The 18,051-nt window shown below is 70.6% G+C and carries 13 protein-coding genes; 9 read left to right on the top strand and 4 right to left on the bottom strand.

The genetic code is table 11. The features are described 5' to 3' along the window. On the bottom strand, window positions 1-372 hold a 372-nt coding region (locus AC2YHT_RS22660; RefSeq protein ID WP_487292109.1), incomplete at its 3' end, for an anti-sigma factor family protein. Further along, complete coding sequence (locus tag AC2YHT_RS22655; protein WP_199228315.1) at window positions 369-869, bottom strand: sigma-70 family RNA polymerase sigma factor; 501 nt, start codon at window positions 867-869, stop codon at window positions 369-371. The genes AC2YHT_RS22655 and AC2YHT_RS22660, both read right to left, overlap by 4 nt. A 125-nt stretch (window positions 870-994) precedes the next feature. On the opposite strand from AC2YHT_RS22655, the gene AC2YHT_RS22650 reads away from it, so the two are divergent. Beyond that, entirely contained in the window at window positions 995-2,284 is a 1,290-nt protein-coding gene (locus tag AC2YHT_RS22650; RefSeq protein WP_487292108.1) for a S8 family serine peptidase, read from the top strand. Between the two features lie 159 nt (window positions 2,285-2,443). Next, the gene (locus AC2YHT_RS22645; protein ID WP_487292107.1) at window positions 2,444-3,301 is read left to right on the top strand and encodes a hypothetical protein; all 858 of its coding nucleotides are present in this window, start codon (window positions 2,444-2,446) and stop codon (window positions 3,299-3,301) included. Between the two features lie 128 nt (window positions 3,302-3,429). Here the strand turns inward: AC2YHT_RS22645 and rpoD are convergent, their stop codons facing one another. After that, on the bottom strand, window positions 3,430-5,385 hold the full coding sequence (gene rpoD, locus AC2YHT_RS22640) for an RNA polymerase sigma factor RpoD (RefSeq protein ID WP_110121310.1): 1,956 nt from the start codon (window positions 5,383-5,385) through the stop codon (window positions 3,430-3,432). Window positions 5,386-5,976: 591 nt separating this feature from the next. On the opposite strand from rpoD, the gene AC2YHT_RS22635 reads away from it, so the two are divergent. Continuing rightward, the gene (locus AC2YHT_RS22635; RefSeq protein ID WP_487292106.1) at window positions 5,977-8,760 is read left to right on the top strand and encodes a PAS domain S-box protein; all 2,784 of its coding nucleotides are present in this window, start codon (window positions 5,977-5,979) and stop codon (window positions 8,758-8,760) included. Window positions 8,761-8,920: 160 nt separating this feature from the next. Here AC2YHT_RS22635 and dnaG read toward each other — a convergent pair whose 3' ends face one another. Continuing rightward, window positions 8,921-10,834, bottom strand: coding sequence for a DNA primase (dnaG, locus tag AC2YHT_RS22630; protein ID WP_487292105.1), 1,914 nt, complete (start codon window positions 10,832-10,834; stop codon window positions 8,921-8,923). A gap of 219 nt (window positions 10,835-11,053) precedes the next feature. Here dnaG and AC2YHT_RS22625 point away from each other — a divergent pair, with 219 nt between their 5' ends. The 6 genes from AC2YHT_RS22625 (at window position 11,054) to AC2YHT_RS22600 (ending at window position 17,995) form a co-directional block, all read left to right on the top strand. Next, a complete protein-coding gene (locus tag AC2YHT_RS22625) occupies window positions 11,054-11,992 on the top strand; it encodes a BON domain-containing protein (RefSeq protein ID WP_487292104.1) in 939 nt (312 codons plus the stop codon). Between the two features lie 236 nt (window positions 11,993-12,228). Next, a complete protein-coding gene (locus tag AC2YHT_RS22620; protein WP_487292103.1) occupies window positions 12,229-12,627 on the top strand; it encodes a group III truncated hemoglobin in 399 nt (132 codons plus the stop codon). Further along, complete coding sequence (locus AC2YHT_RS22615) at window positions 12,624-13,328, top strand: 2OG-Fe dioxygenase family protein (RefSeq protein WP_487292102.1); 705 nt, start codon at window positions 12,624-12,626, stop codon at window positions 13,326-13,328. Before AC2YHT_RS22620 ends, AC2YHT_RS22615 begins: the two co-directional genes overlap by 4 nt. 103 nt (window positions 13,329-13,431) lie before the next feature. Further along, a complete protein-coding gene (locus AC2YHT_RS22610) occupies window positions 13,432-15,363 on the top strand; it encodes an HWE histidine kinase domain-containing protein (protein ID WP_487292101.1) in 1,932 nt (643 codons plus the stop codon). Window positions 15,364-15,627: 264 nt separating this feature from the next. Then, window positions 15,628-16,404 (top strand): ImuA family protein, encoded by a 777-nt coding sequence (locus tag AC2YHT_RS22605; RefSeq protein ID WP_487292100.1) that lies wholly within the window; start codon window positions 15,628-15,630, stop codon window positions 16,402-16,404. Next, window positions 16,316-17,995, top strand: a complete 1,680-nt coding sequence (locus AC2YHT_RS22600; RefSeq protein WP_487292099.1) for a DUF6504 family protein — start codon at window positions 16,316-16,318, stop codon at window positions 17,993-17,995. The genes AC2YHT_RS22605 and AC2YHT_RS22600 overlap by 89 nt, the downstream gene beginning before the upstream one ends. Window positions 17,996-18,051: the final 56 nt, after the last annotated feature.

Here is an 18,051-nt window from a genome sequence, read left to right as displayed (position 1 = left end):
GCCCGCCACCAGGCAGGCGGCCATGGCGGCCCAGGCCGGCGGCTTGCGCACGGTCAGGCCCGGACGGGCCGACGGCGTCGCCGGCTTCTGGACCCGGATCTTCTCCTTGGCCTTTTCCTTCGGCTTGGGCTGCGGGAAGGCGATCACCTCGGCCGGCTTGGCGCCGGTGGCGGCCGACTTCAGGGTCGGGGGCACCGGTTCGCGCAGCACGCCGGCATGGGCGCCCGACAGCAGTCGCCGCAGGTCTTTCTGGGCCTGGATCCGCGCGGCCAGGGCCGGGTCCTTGGCCATGGCCGCGGTGATCTTGGCCATGGCCTCGGGCGGCAGCTCGCCGTCCACATAGGCGAAGACCTCTTCGTCGCTCACGGTCATGGCCTGGCTCCTTGGTCGATCAGCACGGCCTGCAGGGCCATGCGGCCGCGGGCGAGGCGGCTGGTGAGGGTCCCCATGGGGATTTCGAGGCTGTCGGCGGCTTCCTGATACGAAAGGCCTTCGATCAGCACCAGGGCCACCGCCGTGCGCTGGTCCTCGGGCAGGGCGTCCAGCGCGGCCTCGACGGCGCTCATCGCCAGATGGCTGTCCAGCGAGTGGGCGGCCGGGTCGGCGGCGTTGGCGCCGGCCTCGGGCGGGGCCAGGATCCGGCCGCGCCGGGCCCGGCTTCTGCTTTCGTCGATCCAGGCGTTGCGCATGATCCGAAACATCCAACTGTCTTGTCGCGTGCCCTCGCGCCATTGATCGCGGCGCGCCAGGGCGCGCTCCACGGTCAACTGCGTCAGGTCGTCGGCGTCGGCGGGATCCCGGGCCAGCACCCGCGCCATGCGGCGCAGCCGCGGCAGCAGGTCCAGCATGTCCTTTTGAAAAGAATCCAAGGTCCGCCTACGTCGCCTGAAGGAAGAAACGCGCCGTGTCCGGCGTTTAATCCACAACTCGATAATTATTCCACTCCGCGCGCGTTCCGGCCATCGTTCTCGCGCGGAGAGTTCAGGAGATCGCGTTGCGAAGGAAAATCGTCCTGCCGGTCGTCGCGGCCTGCGCACTGGTCCTGGGACCGGCGGCGGCCTCGCGCGCCCAGCTTCTGCCCGGCGGCCTGCCGTCTTTGCCCAGTGGGCTGCCCAGTCGGCTGCCGGTGATCTCGGACGTCGTCGATGGCGCGCAGGACCTGACCACGCGCACCGTGGAAGGCGTGCGCGACCTGGCGGGCCTGGATCACCTGCGGTCCCTGCTGAAGGCCAATCCCCGCACGCTCGAAGCCGACGACCAGGGTCGCCCCGCCGTGCGCGGCGAGGTGCTGGCCGTCTCGCCCAGCTCCCAGGCGATCGAACAGGCCCTGGCCAAGGGCTTCACCGTGCTGCGCCGCGAGCGGTCGGGCGATCTGGGCCTCGAGCTGGTCACCCTGGCCCCGCCGCGCGGCATGGACGCCCGCCAGGCCGTCCGCGACCTGCGGGCGCTGGATCCGGGCGGCGACTACGACTTCAACCACATCTACGCCGGCGCAGGCGTAGCGGTCGCCACGGGGCTGGCGGCGACGGCCGCGTCGGACAAATCCGCGACCGGCGGCGCGCGGGTGGGCCTGGTCGACGGCGGGATCGATCTGGGCCATCCGGACTTTCGGGGCGTCGCTATCGAGCAGAAGGGCTTCGCCAAGGGCGCGCCCAGGGCCGGGGCGCACGGCACGGCCACCGCCGCCCTGATCGCCGCCCTGGGCTACGGCGCGGCCGGACCCGGCGCGCGGCTGCTGGCGGCCGACGTCTATGGCGTCGGGCCGACCGGCGGCTCGGCCTCGGCCATCGTCGGGGCGCTGTCCTGGATGAGCGCGGCCAAGGTTCCGGTGGTCAATGTCAGCCTGGTCGGCCCCGACAACGGCGCGCTGCGGGCGGCGGTCAAGGCGCTGGTCGGGCAAGGCGTTCTTGTCGTCGCCGCGGTCGGCAACGACGGCCCGGCTGCGCCGCCGCTCTATCCGGCCTCCTATCCCGGCGTGATCGCGGTCACCGGCGTCGACCGCAAGGGCAGGGCGCTGCCCGAGGCCGGGGCCAATCCGCAGGTGGCCTTCGCCGCCCTCGGCGCCGAAGTGCGCGCCGCCGCCCCCGGCGGACGGACCGCCAGCCTGCGCGGCACCTCCTTCGCAGCCCCGGTGGTGGCCGGACGGCTGGCCCGGCTGACGAGCAGGCCCGACCCGGCGCGCGCTCGGACGGCGGTCGCGGATCTGGCCCGTTCGGCCCGCGATTTGGGCGCGCCGGGACCCGACAAGGTGTTCGGCGCTGGCCAAATCGATGCAGGGCGCTAGGAAAAGTCGAAAAGAGTCAGCCTGATAACGCCGGGAGATCGATTTTCGAATTTCTCGAAAAAATTTGTGCTCGAAGGGAAGAAAAGCGCGGGAGCCGGCGTTTGACGGGTCAGGAGGCGGACAGCGCCCCACGGAAAAGACCCTTCAAAGGAGACGACCATGCGCAAGACCTCGTTCCTCACCGCCGCCGCCACCGTCGCCGTTCTGATGGCCGCGCCGATGGCCCACGCCCAGCTGCTGGGCGGTTCGGGCGGCGGCGGCCTGACGGGCGGTCTGGGCGGCGGCCTGGGCGGCCTCGGCGGTCAGCTGGGCGGGACCGGCGGCCTCGGCGGCGGCCTGACCTCGCCCGACACCAGCGGCCTGGGCTCCTCGGTCCGCGACACGACCGGCCGCGTCCGCGATCGCGCTGGCGACACCACCTCGACCGTCCGCGGCAAGGCGCGCAACGCCGCCGGCCGCACCCGCGACGCGGCGACCGGCGCGGTCGACACCGCCCGCACCACCGCTTCCACCGCCAATGCGGCGGGCTCGGCCAACGGCTCGGGCGCCGGCTCGGCCACCGCTTCGGCCGGCCAGCTGACCGGCGCGCTCAGCGGTTCCGGCGCTGGTTCGGCCTCGACCCCGGACACCAGTGGCCTGACCTCCACCGCCACGGGCGCGGCCTCCAACGCCGGTTCGCGCGTCCAGAACGCGGCGGGTTCGGTTCGTGACCGCGCCACCGGCGCGGCCAGCCGCACCACCAGCGCCGCCCGCAGCGCCGCCACCTCGGCCCGTGACGCGGCCAGCTCGACCTCGGCGACCGGCGACGGCGCCCTGAACGCCACCGGCGCGGCCAGCCGCGACGGCGTCTCGGGTTCGACCAGCGGCTCGGGCTCGTCCAGCGCCTCGACCAAGAAGGGCGGGACCAGCCAGTCGGGCTCGCTGGGCCTCACCGGCTCGGCCTCCCGCAGCGGCGCCAGCGCCTCGGCCAACGGCGGCGGCTCGGGCTCGACCGACATCAAGACCGGCAACAACTAAGCCGGCTGCTCCGTCGACCTAAGGGATGGCTCTTCCCCCGGGAGCCGTCCCGCTTCTTCGGAGTTCCAAAAAGAAAAGGCGGCGTCCTCGCGGGCGCCGCCTTCGTCTTGTCTAGTCCGTGAAGCCGATCAGCTGTCGAGGAAGCTGCGCAGCTTCCGCGACCGCGAGGGGTGCTTCAGTTTGCGAAGCGCCTTGGCCTCGATCTGACGGATCCGCTCGCGGGTCACCGAGAACTGCTGGCCGACTTCTTCCAGCGTGTGGTCGGTGTTCATGCCGATGCCGAAGCGCATGCGCAGCACGCGCTCTTCACGCGGGGTCAGCGAGGCCAGCACGCGGGTGGTGGTTTCCCGCAGGTTGCTCTGGATGGCCGCGTCGATCGGCAGAACGGCGTTCTTGTCCTCGATGAAGTCGCCCAGGTGGCTGTCTTCCTCGTCGCCGATCGGCGTTTCGAGCGAGATCGGCTCCTTGGCGATCTTCAGGACCTTGCGCACCTTCTCCAGCGGCATGGCCAGCTTTTCGGCCAGCTCTTCCGGGGTCGGCTCGCGGCCGATCTCGTGCAGCATCTGGCGGCTGGTGCGGACGATCTTGTTGATCGTCTCGATCATGTGCACCGGGATGCGGATGGTCCGCGCCTGGTCGGCGATCGAGCGCGTGATGGCCTGACGGATCCACCAGGTGGCGTAGGTCGAGAACTTGTAGCCGCGGCGATATTCGAACTTATCGACGGCCTTCATCAGGCCGATGTTGCCTTCCTGGATCAGGTCCAGGAACTGCAGGCCGCGGTTGGTGTATTTCTTGGCGATCGAGATCACGAGGCGCAGGTTGGCCTCGACCATTTCCTTCTTGGCCTGACGGGCCTCGCGCTCGCCCTTCTGAACGGTCTGGACGATGCGACGATAGTCGTCGATCGGCACGCCGGTCTCGGTGGCGAGGGCGGCGATCTCCTGGCGGATGTCGCCGACCGAGCTGGTGTCGTTCTCGACGAACTTGGTCCAGCGCACGCCCATGCCCTTCACCTGGTCGACCCAGGTGGGGTTCAGTTCGGAACCGAAATAGGCCTTCAGGAACTCGCCGCGGCTGATGCCGTAGCTGTCGGCCAGGCGCAGCAGGCGGCCTTCAAGACCGATCAGGCGCTTGTTGATCGCATAGAGCTGCTCGACCAGAGCCTCGATGCGGTTGTTGTTCAGCTTCAGCGTCTTCAGGTGCTGGATGATCGTCGCCGACAGGCCCTCGTAGGCCTTGCGGTCGGCGTCGGACAGATCCTCGCCCTTCAGGCGGCTGCCGACCAGCTTGTCCTGCAGCTTGCGGAAGGTCTCGAACTCGCTGGCGATGGCGTCGAGGATGGCCATGACGCCTTCGCGCAGTTCGCCTTCCATGGCGCTGACGGTCGGTCCGGCGCCGTCGTCGAAGTCGTCCTCGTCCTCGCCTTCGCCCTCGGGCTTGGCTTCGCCGGCTTCGTCGTCGACGGGCTCGGCCGGACCTTCGTCGTCCTCGGCCGCCGGGGTCGCCGCGCCGCCGTTGATGGCGGCGTAGGTGCCTTCCAGGTCGATGACTTCACGCAGCAGGATGCGGCCGGTGCTCAGTTCCTCGCGCCACACCATGATGGCTTCGAAGGTCAGGGCGCTTTCGCAGAGGCCGCGGATCATCGTGTCGCGGCCGGCCTCGATGCGCTTGGCGATGGCGATTTCGCCCTCGCGGCTCAGCAGTTCGACCGAGCCCATCTCGCGCAGGTACATCCGCACCGGGTCGTCGGTGCGGTCGTAGGCGGCCGGCTTGTCGCTGGTGATGACCGTGGTGTTCTCGTCGCGGGTGGCGACTTCGCCGCCCTCGGCGTTCTCGGCGTCTTCCTCGGCCTCGACGACGTTGACGCCCATCTCGCTGAGCATCGCCAGGGTGTCTTCGATGGCGTCGGGGCTGACTTCTTCCGAAGGCAGCACCTTGTTCAGCTCGTCCATCGTGACGTAGCCGCGGGCTTTCGCCTGCTTGATGAACTTCTTTACGCCGGCGTCGGTCAGGTCGAGCAGAGGGCCGTCACCACCGGTGGCTTCGGGCGCTTCGGTCTCGGCCGTGGAATTGTTGCTCATCAAGCTCTCCGAAATCGACGCCGCCCCTTACCGCGAGGGACGGGTCGAGAATGCTTCAACATGTCGCCGGCCTTCCGCGGATACTCGCGAGTTCGGGTCGGTGACTGCTTCCAAGGGTTAGGACCCCGCTGCGCAGGCGCTCCAAGCTTCCAGCATCATCGATGAAAAAAATTTCGACGTTCTGTGAACTAGCGCACGAAAAACCACGGGGTAACGCTCCGCGCGAAATTGGCGGAGGGCGGGCGGCTTCGAGCGCGGCGTTCATGAACGTCGACCTTTCGGACCGACGACCGCTGGGACTTGGCGCGGCGAGGATGACATCCTGTTTCAAGCAGGGCGCGCGCTGTGCGTTGGCGGCCCGATCGATGTCAAATCAGCTGCGTGGCAAATCCTTGAGTCGGCAAATGGCCGTGGGTGACGCCCGTGTCAAGATGGCGGGCGCGAAGTTGGCCGTTTCTCGCCGTTCCGCGAGGCGAGACGCGCGGAGGAGTCGCCGCCTGGTGGATGCGTCCGTATGCCACGCCGAGGCCTTAACCGTGTCGCATACCGCCGCTCTATAGAGTGTCGCGCATGACACAGGGCGGAAAGGTCATGGATAGGGAGACGCGCAGGCTCGCGGCCTTGAAATCCTATCAGGTGCTCGACACCCCGTGCGATCCCGCGCTGGACCGCCTGACCGCGCTGGCCGGCAACCTGTTCGGCGCGCCGATCGCCCTGGTTTCTCTGATCGACGACGAACGCCAGTGGTTCAAGGCCAGGTTCGGGCTGGAGGCGGAGTCCACCAGTCGGGACCAAGCCTTCTGCGCCCATGCCATCGAGATGGGGCCCAACGCGGTGATGGTGGTCGAGGACGCCACGCTCGATCCCCGCTTCGCCGACAATCCGCTGGTCACCGGCGATCCCGACATCCGCTTCTACGCCGGCGCCACCCTGACGACGAAGGAAGGCGACAACCTCGGCACGCTGTGCGTCATCGACGACAAGCCGCGCCCGCGCCCCTCCGACGCTGAACTGGAACGGCTGAAGCTGTTGGCGGGCGTGGTCGTCGACGAGTTCGAGCTGACCAAGGCCAACCGCCAGGCGCGCGAGAAGCAGCGCCTGCTGGAGATCGCCGAGAGCATGGCCAAGGTCGGCCACTGGCGCTACGACCTTGCGACCGGCCTGACGACCTGGTCCGACGCCGTCTACGAGATCCACGGCCTGCCGCGCTCGGGCTTCGACCCGCAGGTCGACGACGCCATCGCCTACTATCACCCCGAAGACCGCGACCATGTGCGCGACTGCCTGCAGAGGGCGATCGACACGCGCAGCGGCTTCGAGTTCCAGCTGCGGCTCCAGCGCCCCGACGGCGCGCTGCGCCACGTGGCGGCGAAGGCGGTCTGCGAGGAGGGACCGGACGGCCAGCCGGTGGCCCTGATCGGCCTGCTGCAGGACGTCACCGACCATGTCGAGGCCCTGCACGCGGTCGAGGGCAGCGCCAGGCGCTACAGGCTGCTGACCGAGAACGCCAACGACCTGGTCACCAAGATGGATCGCGAGGGACGCTTCACCTACGTCTCGCCGGCGGTGAAGGTGGTGACCGGCTACACGATGGAGGAGGTGGTCGGCCGTCGCGCCATCGAGTTCATCCATCCCGACGACCACGAGCGCGTGCAGGCGGCCTTCGCCGATCTGCCGGCCGGTCCCTCGACCTGGCGCATCGAGTACCGCATCCTCTGCAAGGACGGGTCGGTGCGCTGGATGGAGGCGCGTCCGACCCTGGCGCGTGATCCGCAGACCGGCCAGATGAGCGCCGTCACCGACGTGATCCGCGACATCACCGACCACAAGGCCGCCGAGATCGCCCTGGCCGAAAGCGAGGCCCGCTACCGGCTGCTGGCCGACAACGCCATCGACATGATCTCGCGCTTCACGCCTGACGGCGCGATCTCCTACATCACGCCCAGCTGCCGGCGCGTGCTGGGCTATGAGCCCGAGGAAATGGTCGGCCGGCGGGTCATCGACATGACCCATCCCGACGACAAGGGCGTGCTCGTCGACTACTACCGCGACCTGATCGCCCGCGGTCCCGGCGTCGTCGCCGAGCCCTTTCACTTTCGCGGCCAGGCCAAGGACGGGCACTGGGTCTGGCTGGAAGGCCAGCCGACCCTGTTCTTCGACGAGGCGGGCGTCCTGACCGGCGTCCAGGACGTCGTTCGCGACGTCACCACGCGCAAGGCCCTGGAGGCGCAGCTGCAGCAGGCCCGGGCCGAGGCCGAGGCCGCAGCCGGGGTGAAGGCCGAGTTCCTGTCCAACATGAGCCACGAGCTGCGCACGCCGCTGACGGCGGTGCTGGGCTTCTCGCGGATGATCGAGGCGCAGCCCGAACTGGCGCCGTCCACCCGCGCCTGGGTCGCCAAGACCCTGGCCGCCGGCCAGGCCCTGCTGTCGACGGTCAACGACATCCTGGACTTCTCCAAGCTCGAGGCCGGTCAGGTCGAGATCGACCTGGAGCCGTGCGACGCCCGCACCCTGCTGGGCGACGCCCTGTCGCTGTTCTCGCTGCAGGCCGAGGCCAAGGGCGTGGCCCTGGTGGCCGACGGCCTGGAGAGCTTGCCGGCCAGTCTGGTGCTCGACCCCGACCGCGTGCGCCAGGTGCTGCTCAACCTGCTGGGCAACGCCATGAAGTTCACCGACGCCGGGGCGGTGGAGCTGCGCGCCGTCCATGCCGGCGGGCGCCTGGTCGTGACGGTGTCGGACACCGGTCCCGGCATGCCGGCCGAGCGCCTGGGCGAGCTCTTCAAGCGGTTTTCGCAGATCGACGGCTCGTCCACCCGCCGCCATGGCGGCACGGGCCTGGGCCTGGCCATCTGCAAGGGCCTGGTCGAGGCGATGGGCGGCGAGATCGGCGTCGAGAGCGCGCTGGGGCAGGGGGCCAGGTTCTGGTTCAGCCTGCCGGCCGCCGCGGCCGAAGCGCCCAAGGCCGTCGAGCGCCTGGGCGCGCCGGCTCTGGACCTTCCCGCCGGTTGCCGGGTGCTGGTGGTCGACGACAATCAGGTCAATCGCGAACTGGTCAGCGCGGTGCTGGAGGGCTTCGACGTCGAACTGGCCCAGGCCGCCGACGGCCAGGCGGCGATCGACGCGGCCTTACTGCAAGCGTTCGACGTCATCCTGATGGACCTGCGCATGCCGCTGATGGACGGCGAGACCGCCGCGCGCCGCATCCGCGAGGGCGGCGGTCCCAGCAGCGACGCCTCGATCCTGGCCTTCTCGGCCGACGCCGACCCCAAGCTTTCCGACGGCCTGTTCGACGGCGTCCTGGCCAAGCCCCTTGAGATCGGCGCGCTCCTGGGCGGCATCGCCGCGGCGCTGGAGCGCGAGCGCAGGGCGGCGTAGTTCTGGGGGCGGTTGGTCGAACCGGAAGGAACCTCCCCCTGTGGGGGAGGTGATCGCGAAGCGATCGGTGGGGGGAGTGACTGCAAGCCGTCCGTAGCCGAAGCGGCTGAAAACGTCCCCCCACCGGCCTTTGGCCGCCTCCCCGATAGGGGGAGGTTCTTCAGTGCGCCGGCTGCCAGAATTCCAGGTTGCTGATCTGGCGTTCCAGGACGGCGATGCGGTCGCGCAGGTCGCGGGTGGCCGTCAGGCTGGCGGCGGTGACCGGTTCCTCGCGCATGGCCCTCAGGGCCCGTTCGGCGTCGCCCACCTCGACGATGGCCTCGTAGCAGGCGGCCCATAGGATACGGGCCCGCTCGCGCTCCATCTTGGCGTCGAGGAACGGCGCGTTCAGCGTCGCGGCCAGGCGGTCGAGCTCGGCCAGCTCCTCGGCGCGGCCCTTGCGCACCAGGATGTCGCGGAAGGGCGTCTCGTCGCCGATGTCGTCGATCAAGGCCTCGAAGATCTCGTGGGCCAGACCCTTCAGCCGCGCTTCGCCGAAACCGATCCGCTCCAGCGCCTCGTCATAGGGGCGCGCCCAGGCCGGATGATTGACGGCGGCGATGGCCACGGCCGCGTGGAAGGGGTTCAGCCGGCGGCCGATCTGTTCGCGGGCGATGCCGCGGATGCCGGGATCGGGCGGACCGCGATCACGGCCGCGCCAGTTCCCGCCGCCACCGCCACCGCCGTTTCGCGGCGTGAACGGGCGATCACCGCCCTGGCCGCCGCCCCCGCCGCCATAGGCCGGCTTGGGGAACAGCAGGTCGAGCTTGGCGTAGAGATCGTCCTTGTACGCCGACGCCAGATCCTTGTCGGCGATCGTGCCCGCCGCCGCCCGCAGGCGTTGCTTGAGGCCCGCCTTGCGTTCCGGCGTATCGAGCGGCTCCAGGTCGCGCTCGCGCACGAACAGCGCCTCGACGAAGGGCGTGGTCTGGGTGACCTGGGCCTTTAGTGCCGCCGGGCCCTGCTCGCGCAGCACGTCGTCGGGATCCTTGCCGCCGCTGACGATCGAAAAGCGGAACGAGCGGCCGGGCTTCAGCAGCGGCAGGGCGCGGTCGATGGCGCGGTTGGCGGCCCGCTGGCCGGCCTTGTCGCCGTCGAAGCACAGGGTCGGCTCCGGATGCAGACGCCACAGCGCCTCCATCTGCTCCTCGGTCAGGGCCGTGCCCATGGCCGCCACGGCCGCCAGGTTCGCGCGCTGGCAGGCCACGACGTCCATATAGCCCTCGACCACCAGCAGCGGCGTCTGCTCGGTGGGGGCCGCCGCCTGGGCCGCGTGCAGCAGCTTGCGGGCGTCATAGAGGCCGTAGAGCACGCGGCTCTTGTGGAAGAGGCTGGTCTCGGGGCCGTTCAGGTATTTGGCGCGGGCGTTGGGGTCCATCGCCCGACCGCCGAACGAGACGACCTTGCCGCGGGTGTCGGTGATCGGAAAGATGATCCGGTCGCGGAAGCGGTCGTAGGGCGCGCCGCCGTCCTCGGGCGCGATCAGCAGGCCGGCCTCCACCAGGTCGCCGGGCTTGGCGCCCTTGGCGATCAGATAGTCCTTCAGCGCCGTGCGGCCGTTGGGGGCGAAGCCGATGCGGAAGCGGCTCCACTGATCCTCGGGCAGGGCGCGGCGGTCGAGATAGGCGCGGGCGTCCTTGCCGACCGGGCGGCGCAGTTCGGCCTCGAACCAGGCCGCCGCCAGCTCCATCCAGTCGCCCAGCCCCGCGCGCTTGCGGTCGTCTTGGGCGGCGCGGGCGTCGGGCTCGGGCAGGCTCATGCCGGCCTCGGCCGCCAGCCGCTCGACCGCCTCGCTGAAGGTCAGCCGCTCGGTCTCCTGCAGGAAGCTGATGATGTCGCCGTGCTTGCCGCTGGAGAAGCAGTGGTAGAAGCCCTTGTCGTCGTTGACGAAGAACGAGGGGCTCTTTTCCTTGGTGAAGGGCGACAGCCCCGCGTACTCGCGACCCTGCCGCCGCAGCTTCACCGTCTTTCCGACCACGTCGGAGGGGCGAAGTCGGGACTTCAGTTCTTCAAGGAAGCGGTCGTCGAAGCGCATGGCGATATGGCCCCAACATAAGGTCGCGCGCGCGGGATGACACTCCTCCTGAGGTGACAACCTCACAAGCGGCTTTGGACTTATCCCCTGCCATCCACAGCTAGCGTCGCCGTGGATCAAAGAAGCGTCGCACTAGGAACGGGCCTTTCCGACCCTCCGTTCTGATGCGGGGATCGCCTCGACGCGTCCCCACGCCACACAGAGCCACGGAGAACACCCATGCCCGAGTCCCGCTGGAACGACCGTGAAGGCCGCTTCGAGATCGACCGCGAACGCGATTTCGACGACGAGCGCGGCTATGGCTACGACGCTTCGCGCGCCGATGGGCGTCGCCAGGACCGCTACGCCCAGGATTCCGACTGGCGCGACCGCTACGCCGCCCGTGAGCAGCGCAGCTACGGCGAACCCCGCCACCGCTCGTCCGGCCGGGCCGAACTGCGCCGCGCCGTCAGCCAGGGCGGCGACATCGGCTACGGGACCATCCGTTCGGGCTCGGACTACGCCTCGGGCCGCGGCTATCGCGCGCCGGGCGACTACGGCCAGGTGGGCGGCTTCGACTTCGGCGGCTCGACTGCCGACTACGGCGGGGGTGGTTATCGCGGCGAGGCGCCCGACTACGGCGACCGCGCCTATTTCGACCGCCGCCACGAACACGACCGCAACTACTATACGGACGGGCCGGGACGCGGGCGCCGCGAACACGGACCCCATGGCCGCCATTCGCATGACCGCTACGACGACGATCGCGGCTGGTTCGACCGCGCCCGCGACGAGGTCTCGGCCTGGATGGGCGACCACGACGCCCAGCGCCGCCGCGAGCACGATGCGGCCCTGCGCGCCGACCATCGCGGCCGCGGACCCAAGGGCTATCGCCGCTCCGACGAGCGTATCCGCGAGGACGTCAGCGACCGCCTGACCGACGACGGCTGGCTGGACGCCTCGTCCATCGAGGTCGCGGTCAAGGACGGCGAGGTGACGCTGAGCGGCACGGTCCACGCCCGCGACGACAAGCGCCGGGCCGAACTGCTGGCCGAAAGCGTCTCGGGCGTCGACAACGTCCAGAACAACCTGCGCCTGGATCGCGGCGTCGAAGCCAAGCCCGGTGACTGGTCTCTGCAGGGCAACGCGCCCCAGCAGGGCGTGACGGGCAAGGCTTAACTCGTAACCCCCATTCCTCGTCATCCCGGACGGCCGCAGGCCGATCCGGGACCCAGGGGACCGGATGCGGCTGTCGATGCCGCGCATCCAGCGGTAGCCGACGCACTGCGGCGGCCCCTGGGTCCCGGCTCTACGCGCTGTGCGCTCCGGCCGGGATGACGACTTTTGATGCGTCGGGGGCCCTAAGTGATCATCCCTAGCTTGGCTGGCCGGCCGCTTGGGACCATTTAGGCCCCATGTCCGAGTCCGAAGCCACCCAGCCCGCCTTCACCGACGCCGAGATCGACGCCCTGGTCGAGACCTTCTACGCCAAGGTCCGCCGTCATCCGCGCCTGGGGCCGATCTTCAACCACGTCATCGCCGAGGACGCCTGGCCCCATCACATGGCCACGCTGAAGAACTTCTGGGCGACGGTGCTGCAGGGCTCGGGCCGCTACAAGGGCTCGCCGATGGCGGTGCACCAGCGGATCGAGGGCTTCCAGGAGTGGATGTTCACCCCCTGGCTCAATCTCTTCCACGCCACCTGCGTGGAGCTGTTCGACGCCCCGCGCGCGGCGATCATTGGCGAGAAGGCCGAGCGCATCGCCCGTTCGCTGAAGCTGGGCCTCTTCTTCCGTCCGGGAGCCCCGGCGTGAGCACGATCCCCAAGAAGATCGAGGCTGAAGGCTTCGCCATTGTGCCGGCCGCGCAGACCCGCGACCTCTTGGGCGGACTGCCCGACTGGGACATGTTCGCCGACAGCTGGAACGACCTGGGCGTCGATGGCTTCATGGCCGACGGCGGCCGCTATCGCCGCCGGCGGTTCGCGGCCTTCGCCGCCTCGGCCGACGGCGTGATTGCCCGCAAGCCGCACCAGCCGCACTACCAGAGCCGCGACTACAACACCCTGAACGGCGGCGTGCAGCGGTGGTTCGAGCCGGTGACCCAGACTATCGCTGAACACCCCGTGACCACGGCTGTGCTCCGGGCCGGCCTCGAGCTCTTCCACCCCCTGACCGCCGATCCGCCCGCGGCCTGGCACGTCGAACTGCACCAGTTCCGCATCGAGGCTCACGACGGCGAGGCCGGCCAGCCGACGCCCGAGGGTATGCACCGCGACGGCGTCGACTGGGTGATCGTCATGCTGGTGGAGCGCCACAATGTGGCCAGCGGCGTCACCGACATCTTCGCCCCGGGCGGCCGCGCCCTGGGCTCCTTCACCCTGACGGAGCCGGGGGACGCGGTGTTCCTCGACGACCATCGGGTCCTGCACGGGGTTACGGCGATCAGCCCCCTCCAAGCCGGACGCGAGGCGCGCCGCGACGTGCTGGTGGTCACCTTCCGACGGGAGGATTAGAGGCGTCCGACAAAGGTCGAGGGGGCGCGACCGTTTGTCTCACTCCACCTGGGGGAGAGGGCGTGCAAGCCTCCGCTCCTTCGCGAAACGAGCGCCGCCCTTCATGACCGACGACGCCCATTCGCTGTCCGCTTCCGGCCGTCGGGACGCCTTTTCGGCGACCATGGCCGACGCGGTGCCGATCTTGATCGGCTATGTCGGCGCCGACCGCCGCTACCGCTTCGTCAACCGCGCCTACGAGACCTGGTTTGGCGTGCGCCGCGCCGACATCGAGGGCCGCTCCCTCGTCGAGGTGATGGGCGAGATCGCCTATGAGCGGGTGCGCGCCCATGTCGATGCGGCCCTGGAAGGGCGCAGCCTGACCTTCGAGGGCGAGCTGCCCTATGCCGGGGCGGGCGTGCGTCACGTCGAGGCGCAGTACGTGCCCGACATCACCCCCGACGGCGCCGTGCTCGGCTACTACGTGCTGGTCACCGACATCTCCGCCCGCAAGAAGGCCGAGGCCGAGCTCGCCCGCCTGCTGGTGCGCGAGCGTCGCCGGGCGCTGATGCTCGACCTGGGCCGCCAGCTGCGCGAGGAGACGGAGGTCTCCGCCATCGCCGGCCGCGCCTGCCAGGTGCTGGCCGCGCAGCTGGGCGTGCAGCGGGCCGGCTACGCCGAGGTCGATCAGGCCGGCGTCTCCACCCAGATCATCGGCGAATGGGGCGGGGAGGGCGTGCAGCCCCTGGTCGGGCCGCTATTCGTGCTCGACGATTTCGGCCCGGCCATGAGCGACGACCTGCGGGCCGGGGTGCAGGTGGTCATCGACGATATCCGTGAGGATATCCGCACCCGCCACCCGGCCGTCCTGCCGGCCTATGCCGCGCTCGACATTCTGGGCTTTGTGGCCGTGCCGCTGATCAAGGCCGGTCGGCTGGTGTCCTATCTCTTCGTCTGTCAGGAACACCCCCGCACCTGGAACGCCGACGAGGTGGCCTTCGTCGGCGATGTCGGCGAACTGATCTGGGCCTCCAGCGCCCGCGCCCGGGGCGAGGCGGCCCTGCGCCAGGCCGAGGAGACCGAGCGCCTGCTGATCCGCGAGGTCGACCACCGGGCCAAGAACGTGCTGGCGGTGGTGCAGTCGCTGGTCCAGCTGACGCCTTTCGTCGACAAGCGCCAGTACGTCACCGCGCTCAGCGGCCGCATCGGCTCCCTGGCCCGCTCGCACAGCCTGCTGTCGACCACCCGCTGGACCGGCGCCGACCTGCGGGCCCTGCTGGAGCAGGAGCTGGAGGCCTACGGCTTCGAGCACGAGGCCCGCGTCGTCCTTTCCGGACCGCCGGTGCTGATCCGGGCCGAGGCCGCCCAATCGCTGGGCCTGGTCGTGCACGAACTGGCCACCAACGCCAGCAAGTACGGCGCCCTGTCGGCGCCCGGCGGGACGCTGGAGGTGCGCTGGGACTGGGAGGCAGGGATCCTCGTTCTCGACTGGCGCGAGACCGGCGGGCCGCCGGCGGTCGCGCCGGTTCGTCGCGGTTTCGGCTCCACCCTGATCCAGAACGCCGGCAAGCAGCTGGGCGCCAGGGTCTCGCACGACTGGCGGGCCGAGGGCCTGCATTGCCGGCTCGAGCTGACGCGCGGCGCCTTGCCCGCGGCGGCCGGTCTCGAACGCTCCGCCGCCGCCCCGTCGCCCGCGTCGGAGGGCGGCCTGCAAAACCAGCGCGTGCTGGTGGTCGAGGACGAGGCTCTGGTGGCCATGGAGCTGGCCCGGGTTCTGGCCCTGGCCGGCGCCCATGTGGTCGGCCCGGCCGGCGACATCGACGAGGCGCTGGAGCTGATCGAGAACAGCCTGATCGACAGGGCCGTGCTCGACGTCAATCTCGGCGGCCGCATGGTCACGCCGGTGGCCAAGGCCCTCAGCGAACGCGACATCCCCTTCGTCTACCTGACCGGCTACCAGGAGCCCGGCCTCGACGACGGCCCCGTGCTGCACAAGCCGGCCGCGCCCGAGGCCCTGGTCAGCGCCCTGGCGGGGCGGCGGGCGGAGCCGGTCTAGGCCGGTTTGTCACCCACTTAAGCTCCCGTCATTCCCGCCCTTGTGGCGGGAAACCCTCTTTCAGTCGCAGGAGCGGATGGGGCGGATCGCCGGCGATCCGCTTGCGCTTCACGTGCGAGCGGACCCAGGGGTTCCCGCCACAAGGGCGGGAATGACGGGAAGAAAAGTGAGGCGTGAAGGGCTTCGCAGAGACATCCCGCCGCATCCCTTCTCCTTGACTCCGACGGCCATCCGGATCAGAACAAAATGGGAACGGAGGTCGCCATGCCTGGCTCGCGCGAGGCGCGTATCGAGGCCCTCAGAGGTCGGATCGCCGCCATTCAGGCGGGGACTCGGACTCCGACTCCGGTCCTGCCGTTCGGCGATCCGCGCATCGACGGCCATCTGCCCGGCGGGGGGCTGCCGAGGAGCGGCTGGCACGAAGTGGTCGGCGAAGGCCTGGAGGGCGAGAGCGGGGCGGCCATGGCGGCCTTCGCGGCGCTCCTGGCCCGGCCCCGGGCCGCCAAGGGGGCGGTGGTCTGGGTGCTGCGGCGGTCGGACCTCTATGTGCCGGGCCTGGTGAACCTGGGCTTTCCGGTCGAGCGGCTGGTGCTGGTGCGGGTCCGCGACGAGGCCGAGGGGCTCTCGGTGCTGGAGGACGCCCTGGCCACGCCGGGCGTCGCCGTCGCCATAGGAGAGGCCGAGGCGCCAGACCTCGTCGCCGGTCGCCGCCTGCAACTGGCCTGCGAGCGGGCGGGAGGCTTCGGCCTCGTCCTGCACCGCCGGCCCTATGGCGGACCGGCCAAGGGCGCGACCGGCTCGGCCGCCTTCAGCCGTTGGCGGGTGGGCTCCGCGCCGGGGAGGGCCCCGCCTGATGGGCTGGGCCTTGGCCCGCCCGCTTGGCGCGTGACGCTGGAACGCTGCCGGGGCGGACGCCCGGGAGCGTGGATCCTGGAACATTCGGAGGCCGACCATGGCCCGCATCCTTTCCGTGTGGTGTCCGAACTGGCCGATCACGACCTGGCTGAGACACCACCCGAACGCCTTCGCCGAGCTGGGTGAGGGGGAGGCCCCCTCAGTCGGCTTCGCCGACAGCTCCCCCAGAGGGGGAGCATCTAACGAGCGCGGACCAAAATCCTCCCCCCCTGGGGGAGGTGGCCCGGAGGGCCGGAGGGGGTCTTCACCGCCGGTGGAGCAAGATCCCCCTTTCGCCCTGCTGCTCTCCGAACGCGGAACCCGCCGCCTCGCCGCCGTCAACGACGCGGCTCTGGCCCTGGGCCTCTCCGCCGGCCAGAAGGCCGCTGACGCCCTGGCCCTGGTTCCGCATCTGGCGACCGCCGACCACGACCCGGAGGCCGACCGCCGGGCGCTGGAGAGCCTTTGCGACTGGTGCGTGCGGTTCTCGCCGGCCGTGGCGGTCGACGGCGACGACGGCCTGCTGCTCGACATCACCGGGACCGACCACCTGTGGGGCGGGGAAGGGGCCATGCTGGCTGACCTGCTCGAACGCCTCGCCCGCTGGGGCGTACCGGCCCGCGCGGCGATCGCCGACACCGCCGGCGCGGCCTGGGCCCTGGCCCGCTATGGAGAGGCCCGCCATGGCCAAGGCGAGGCGGTGGTCCCGCCCGGCGGCCAGGCTGAGGCGCTGGCTCGCCTGCCGGTGGCCGCCCTGCGGCTGGACGAGGCCGCGCAGGCCCAGTTGCCGCGCCTTGGCCTGCACCGCGTCGGCCAGCTCTACGGCCTGCCCCGCGCCCAGATGGCCAAGCGCTTCGGCCTGGCCTTCACCCAGCGTCTCGACCAGGCCCTGGGCGCGGCGGGCGAGGCCCTCGTTTTCCGGCGTCCGGCCAGCCCGTGGTTCGAGCGCCTGGCCTTCTTCGAGCCGATCAGCGCGCCCGACGACCTGGCCCGCGTCGCCGCCGACGTGCTGGCCCTGATCTGCAAGCGGCTGGAGGCCGAGGGGCGCGGGGCCAAGCGGTTCGAGGTCGTGTTCCACCGCCTGGACGGTAAGGCCTTCCCCGTGCCGGTCGGCCTGGCGCGTCCTGGCCGCGACGCCAGGCGACTGGCCAAGCTGGTCGCGCCCAAGCTCGACCGGGTCGATCCGGGCTTCGGCATTGACGTGATCACGGTCCACGCCTTCGCCGTCGAGGCCCTGGCCCAGGGGCAGTCGCGCATCGACGCCGAGCTTGACGCGGCCGAGGCCCTGGCCCCGCTGGTCGATCGCCTGATCAACCGCCTGGGCGAAGGGCGGGTCTGGCGGCCCGATCCGGTCGAAAGCCACGTGCCCGAACGCGCCGTCGCCCGCGCCGCGCCCCTGGCCCCGGCGACGAGCGCCCGGCCGTGGAACCCCGACCTGCCGCGCCCGACGCGCCTCTTCCGCCGGCCCGAGCCCATCGAGGTGATGGCCAAGCTGCCCGACGACCCGCCCCTGCGCTTCACTTGGCGCGGCCGTCCGCACCGCGTGCGCGCCGCCGAGGGCCCCGAGCGCATCGGCCAGGAATGGTGGCGCGGCGACTTCGACGCCGCGGGGCCGGGCAAGATCCGCGACTACTACCGGGTGGAGGACGAGGCCGGCGGCCGGTTCTGGATCTACCGGCAAGGGCTCTATGGCGACGGCGAGATGCCGAAATGGTGGCTGCATGGCCTGTTTGGTTGAGCACCCCCTCAGTCGCTCCGCGACAGCTCCCCCAGAGGGGGAGCATCTGCGCCGCG

This window comes from Caulobacter sp. SRI_008, from assembly GCF_057586355.1.
Note: the sequence above shows the minus strand (reverse complement) of the source record. Positions and strands in the feature narration are given on the sequence as shown.

What these genes read in the sequence shown, in the direction of transcription:
- AC2YHT_RS22645 (WP_487292107.1), top strand. Translation starts at nt 2,444, where the DNA reads ATGCGCAAGACCTCGTTCCTCACCGCCGCCGCCACCGTCGCCGTTCTG.
- rpoD (WP_110121310.1), bottom strand. Translation starts at nt 5,385, where the DNA reads ATGAGCAACAATTCCACGGCCGAGACCGAAGCGCCCGAAGCCACCGGT.
- AC2YHT_RS22635 (WP_487292106.1), top strand. Translation starts at nt 5,977, where the DNA reads ATGGATAGGGAGACGCGCAGGCTCGCGGCCTTGAAATCCTATCAGGTG.
- dnaG (WP_487292105.1), bottom strand. Translation starts at nt 10,834, where the DNA reads ATGCGCTTCGACGACCGCTTCCTTGAAGAACTGAAGTCCCGACTTCGC.
- AC2YHT_RS22625 (WP_487292104.1), top strand. Translation starts at nt 11,054, where the DNA reads ATGCCCGAGTCCCGCTGGAACGACCGTGAAGGCCGCTTCGAGATCGAC.
- AC2YHT_RS22620 (WP_487292103.1), top strand. Translation starts at nt 12,229, where the DNA reads ATGTCCGAGTCCGAAGCCACCCAGCCCGCCTTCACCGACGCCGAGATC.
- AC2YHT_RS22610 (WP_487292101.1), top strand. Translation starts at nt 13,432, where the DNA reads ATGACCGACGACGCCCATTCGCTGTCCGCTTCCGGCCGTCGGGACGCC.
- AC2YHT_RS22605 (WP_487292100.1), top strand. Translation starts at nt 15,628, where the DNA reads ATGCCTGGCTCGCGCGAGGCGCGTATCGAGGCCCTCAGAGGTCGGATC.
- AC2YHT_RS22600 (WP_487292099.1), top strand. Translation starts at nt 16,316, where the DNA reads ATGGCCCGCATCCTTTCCGTGTGGTGTCCGAACTGGCCGATCACGACC.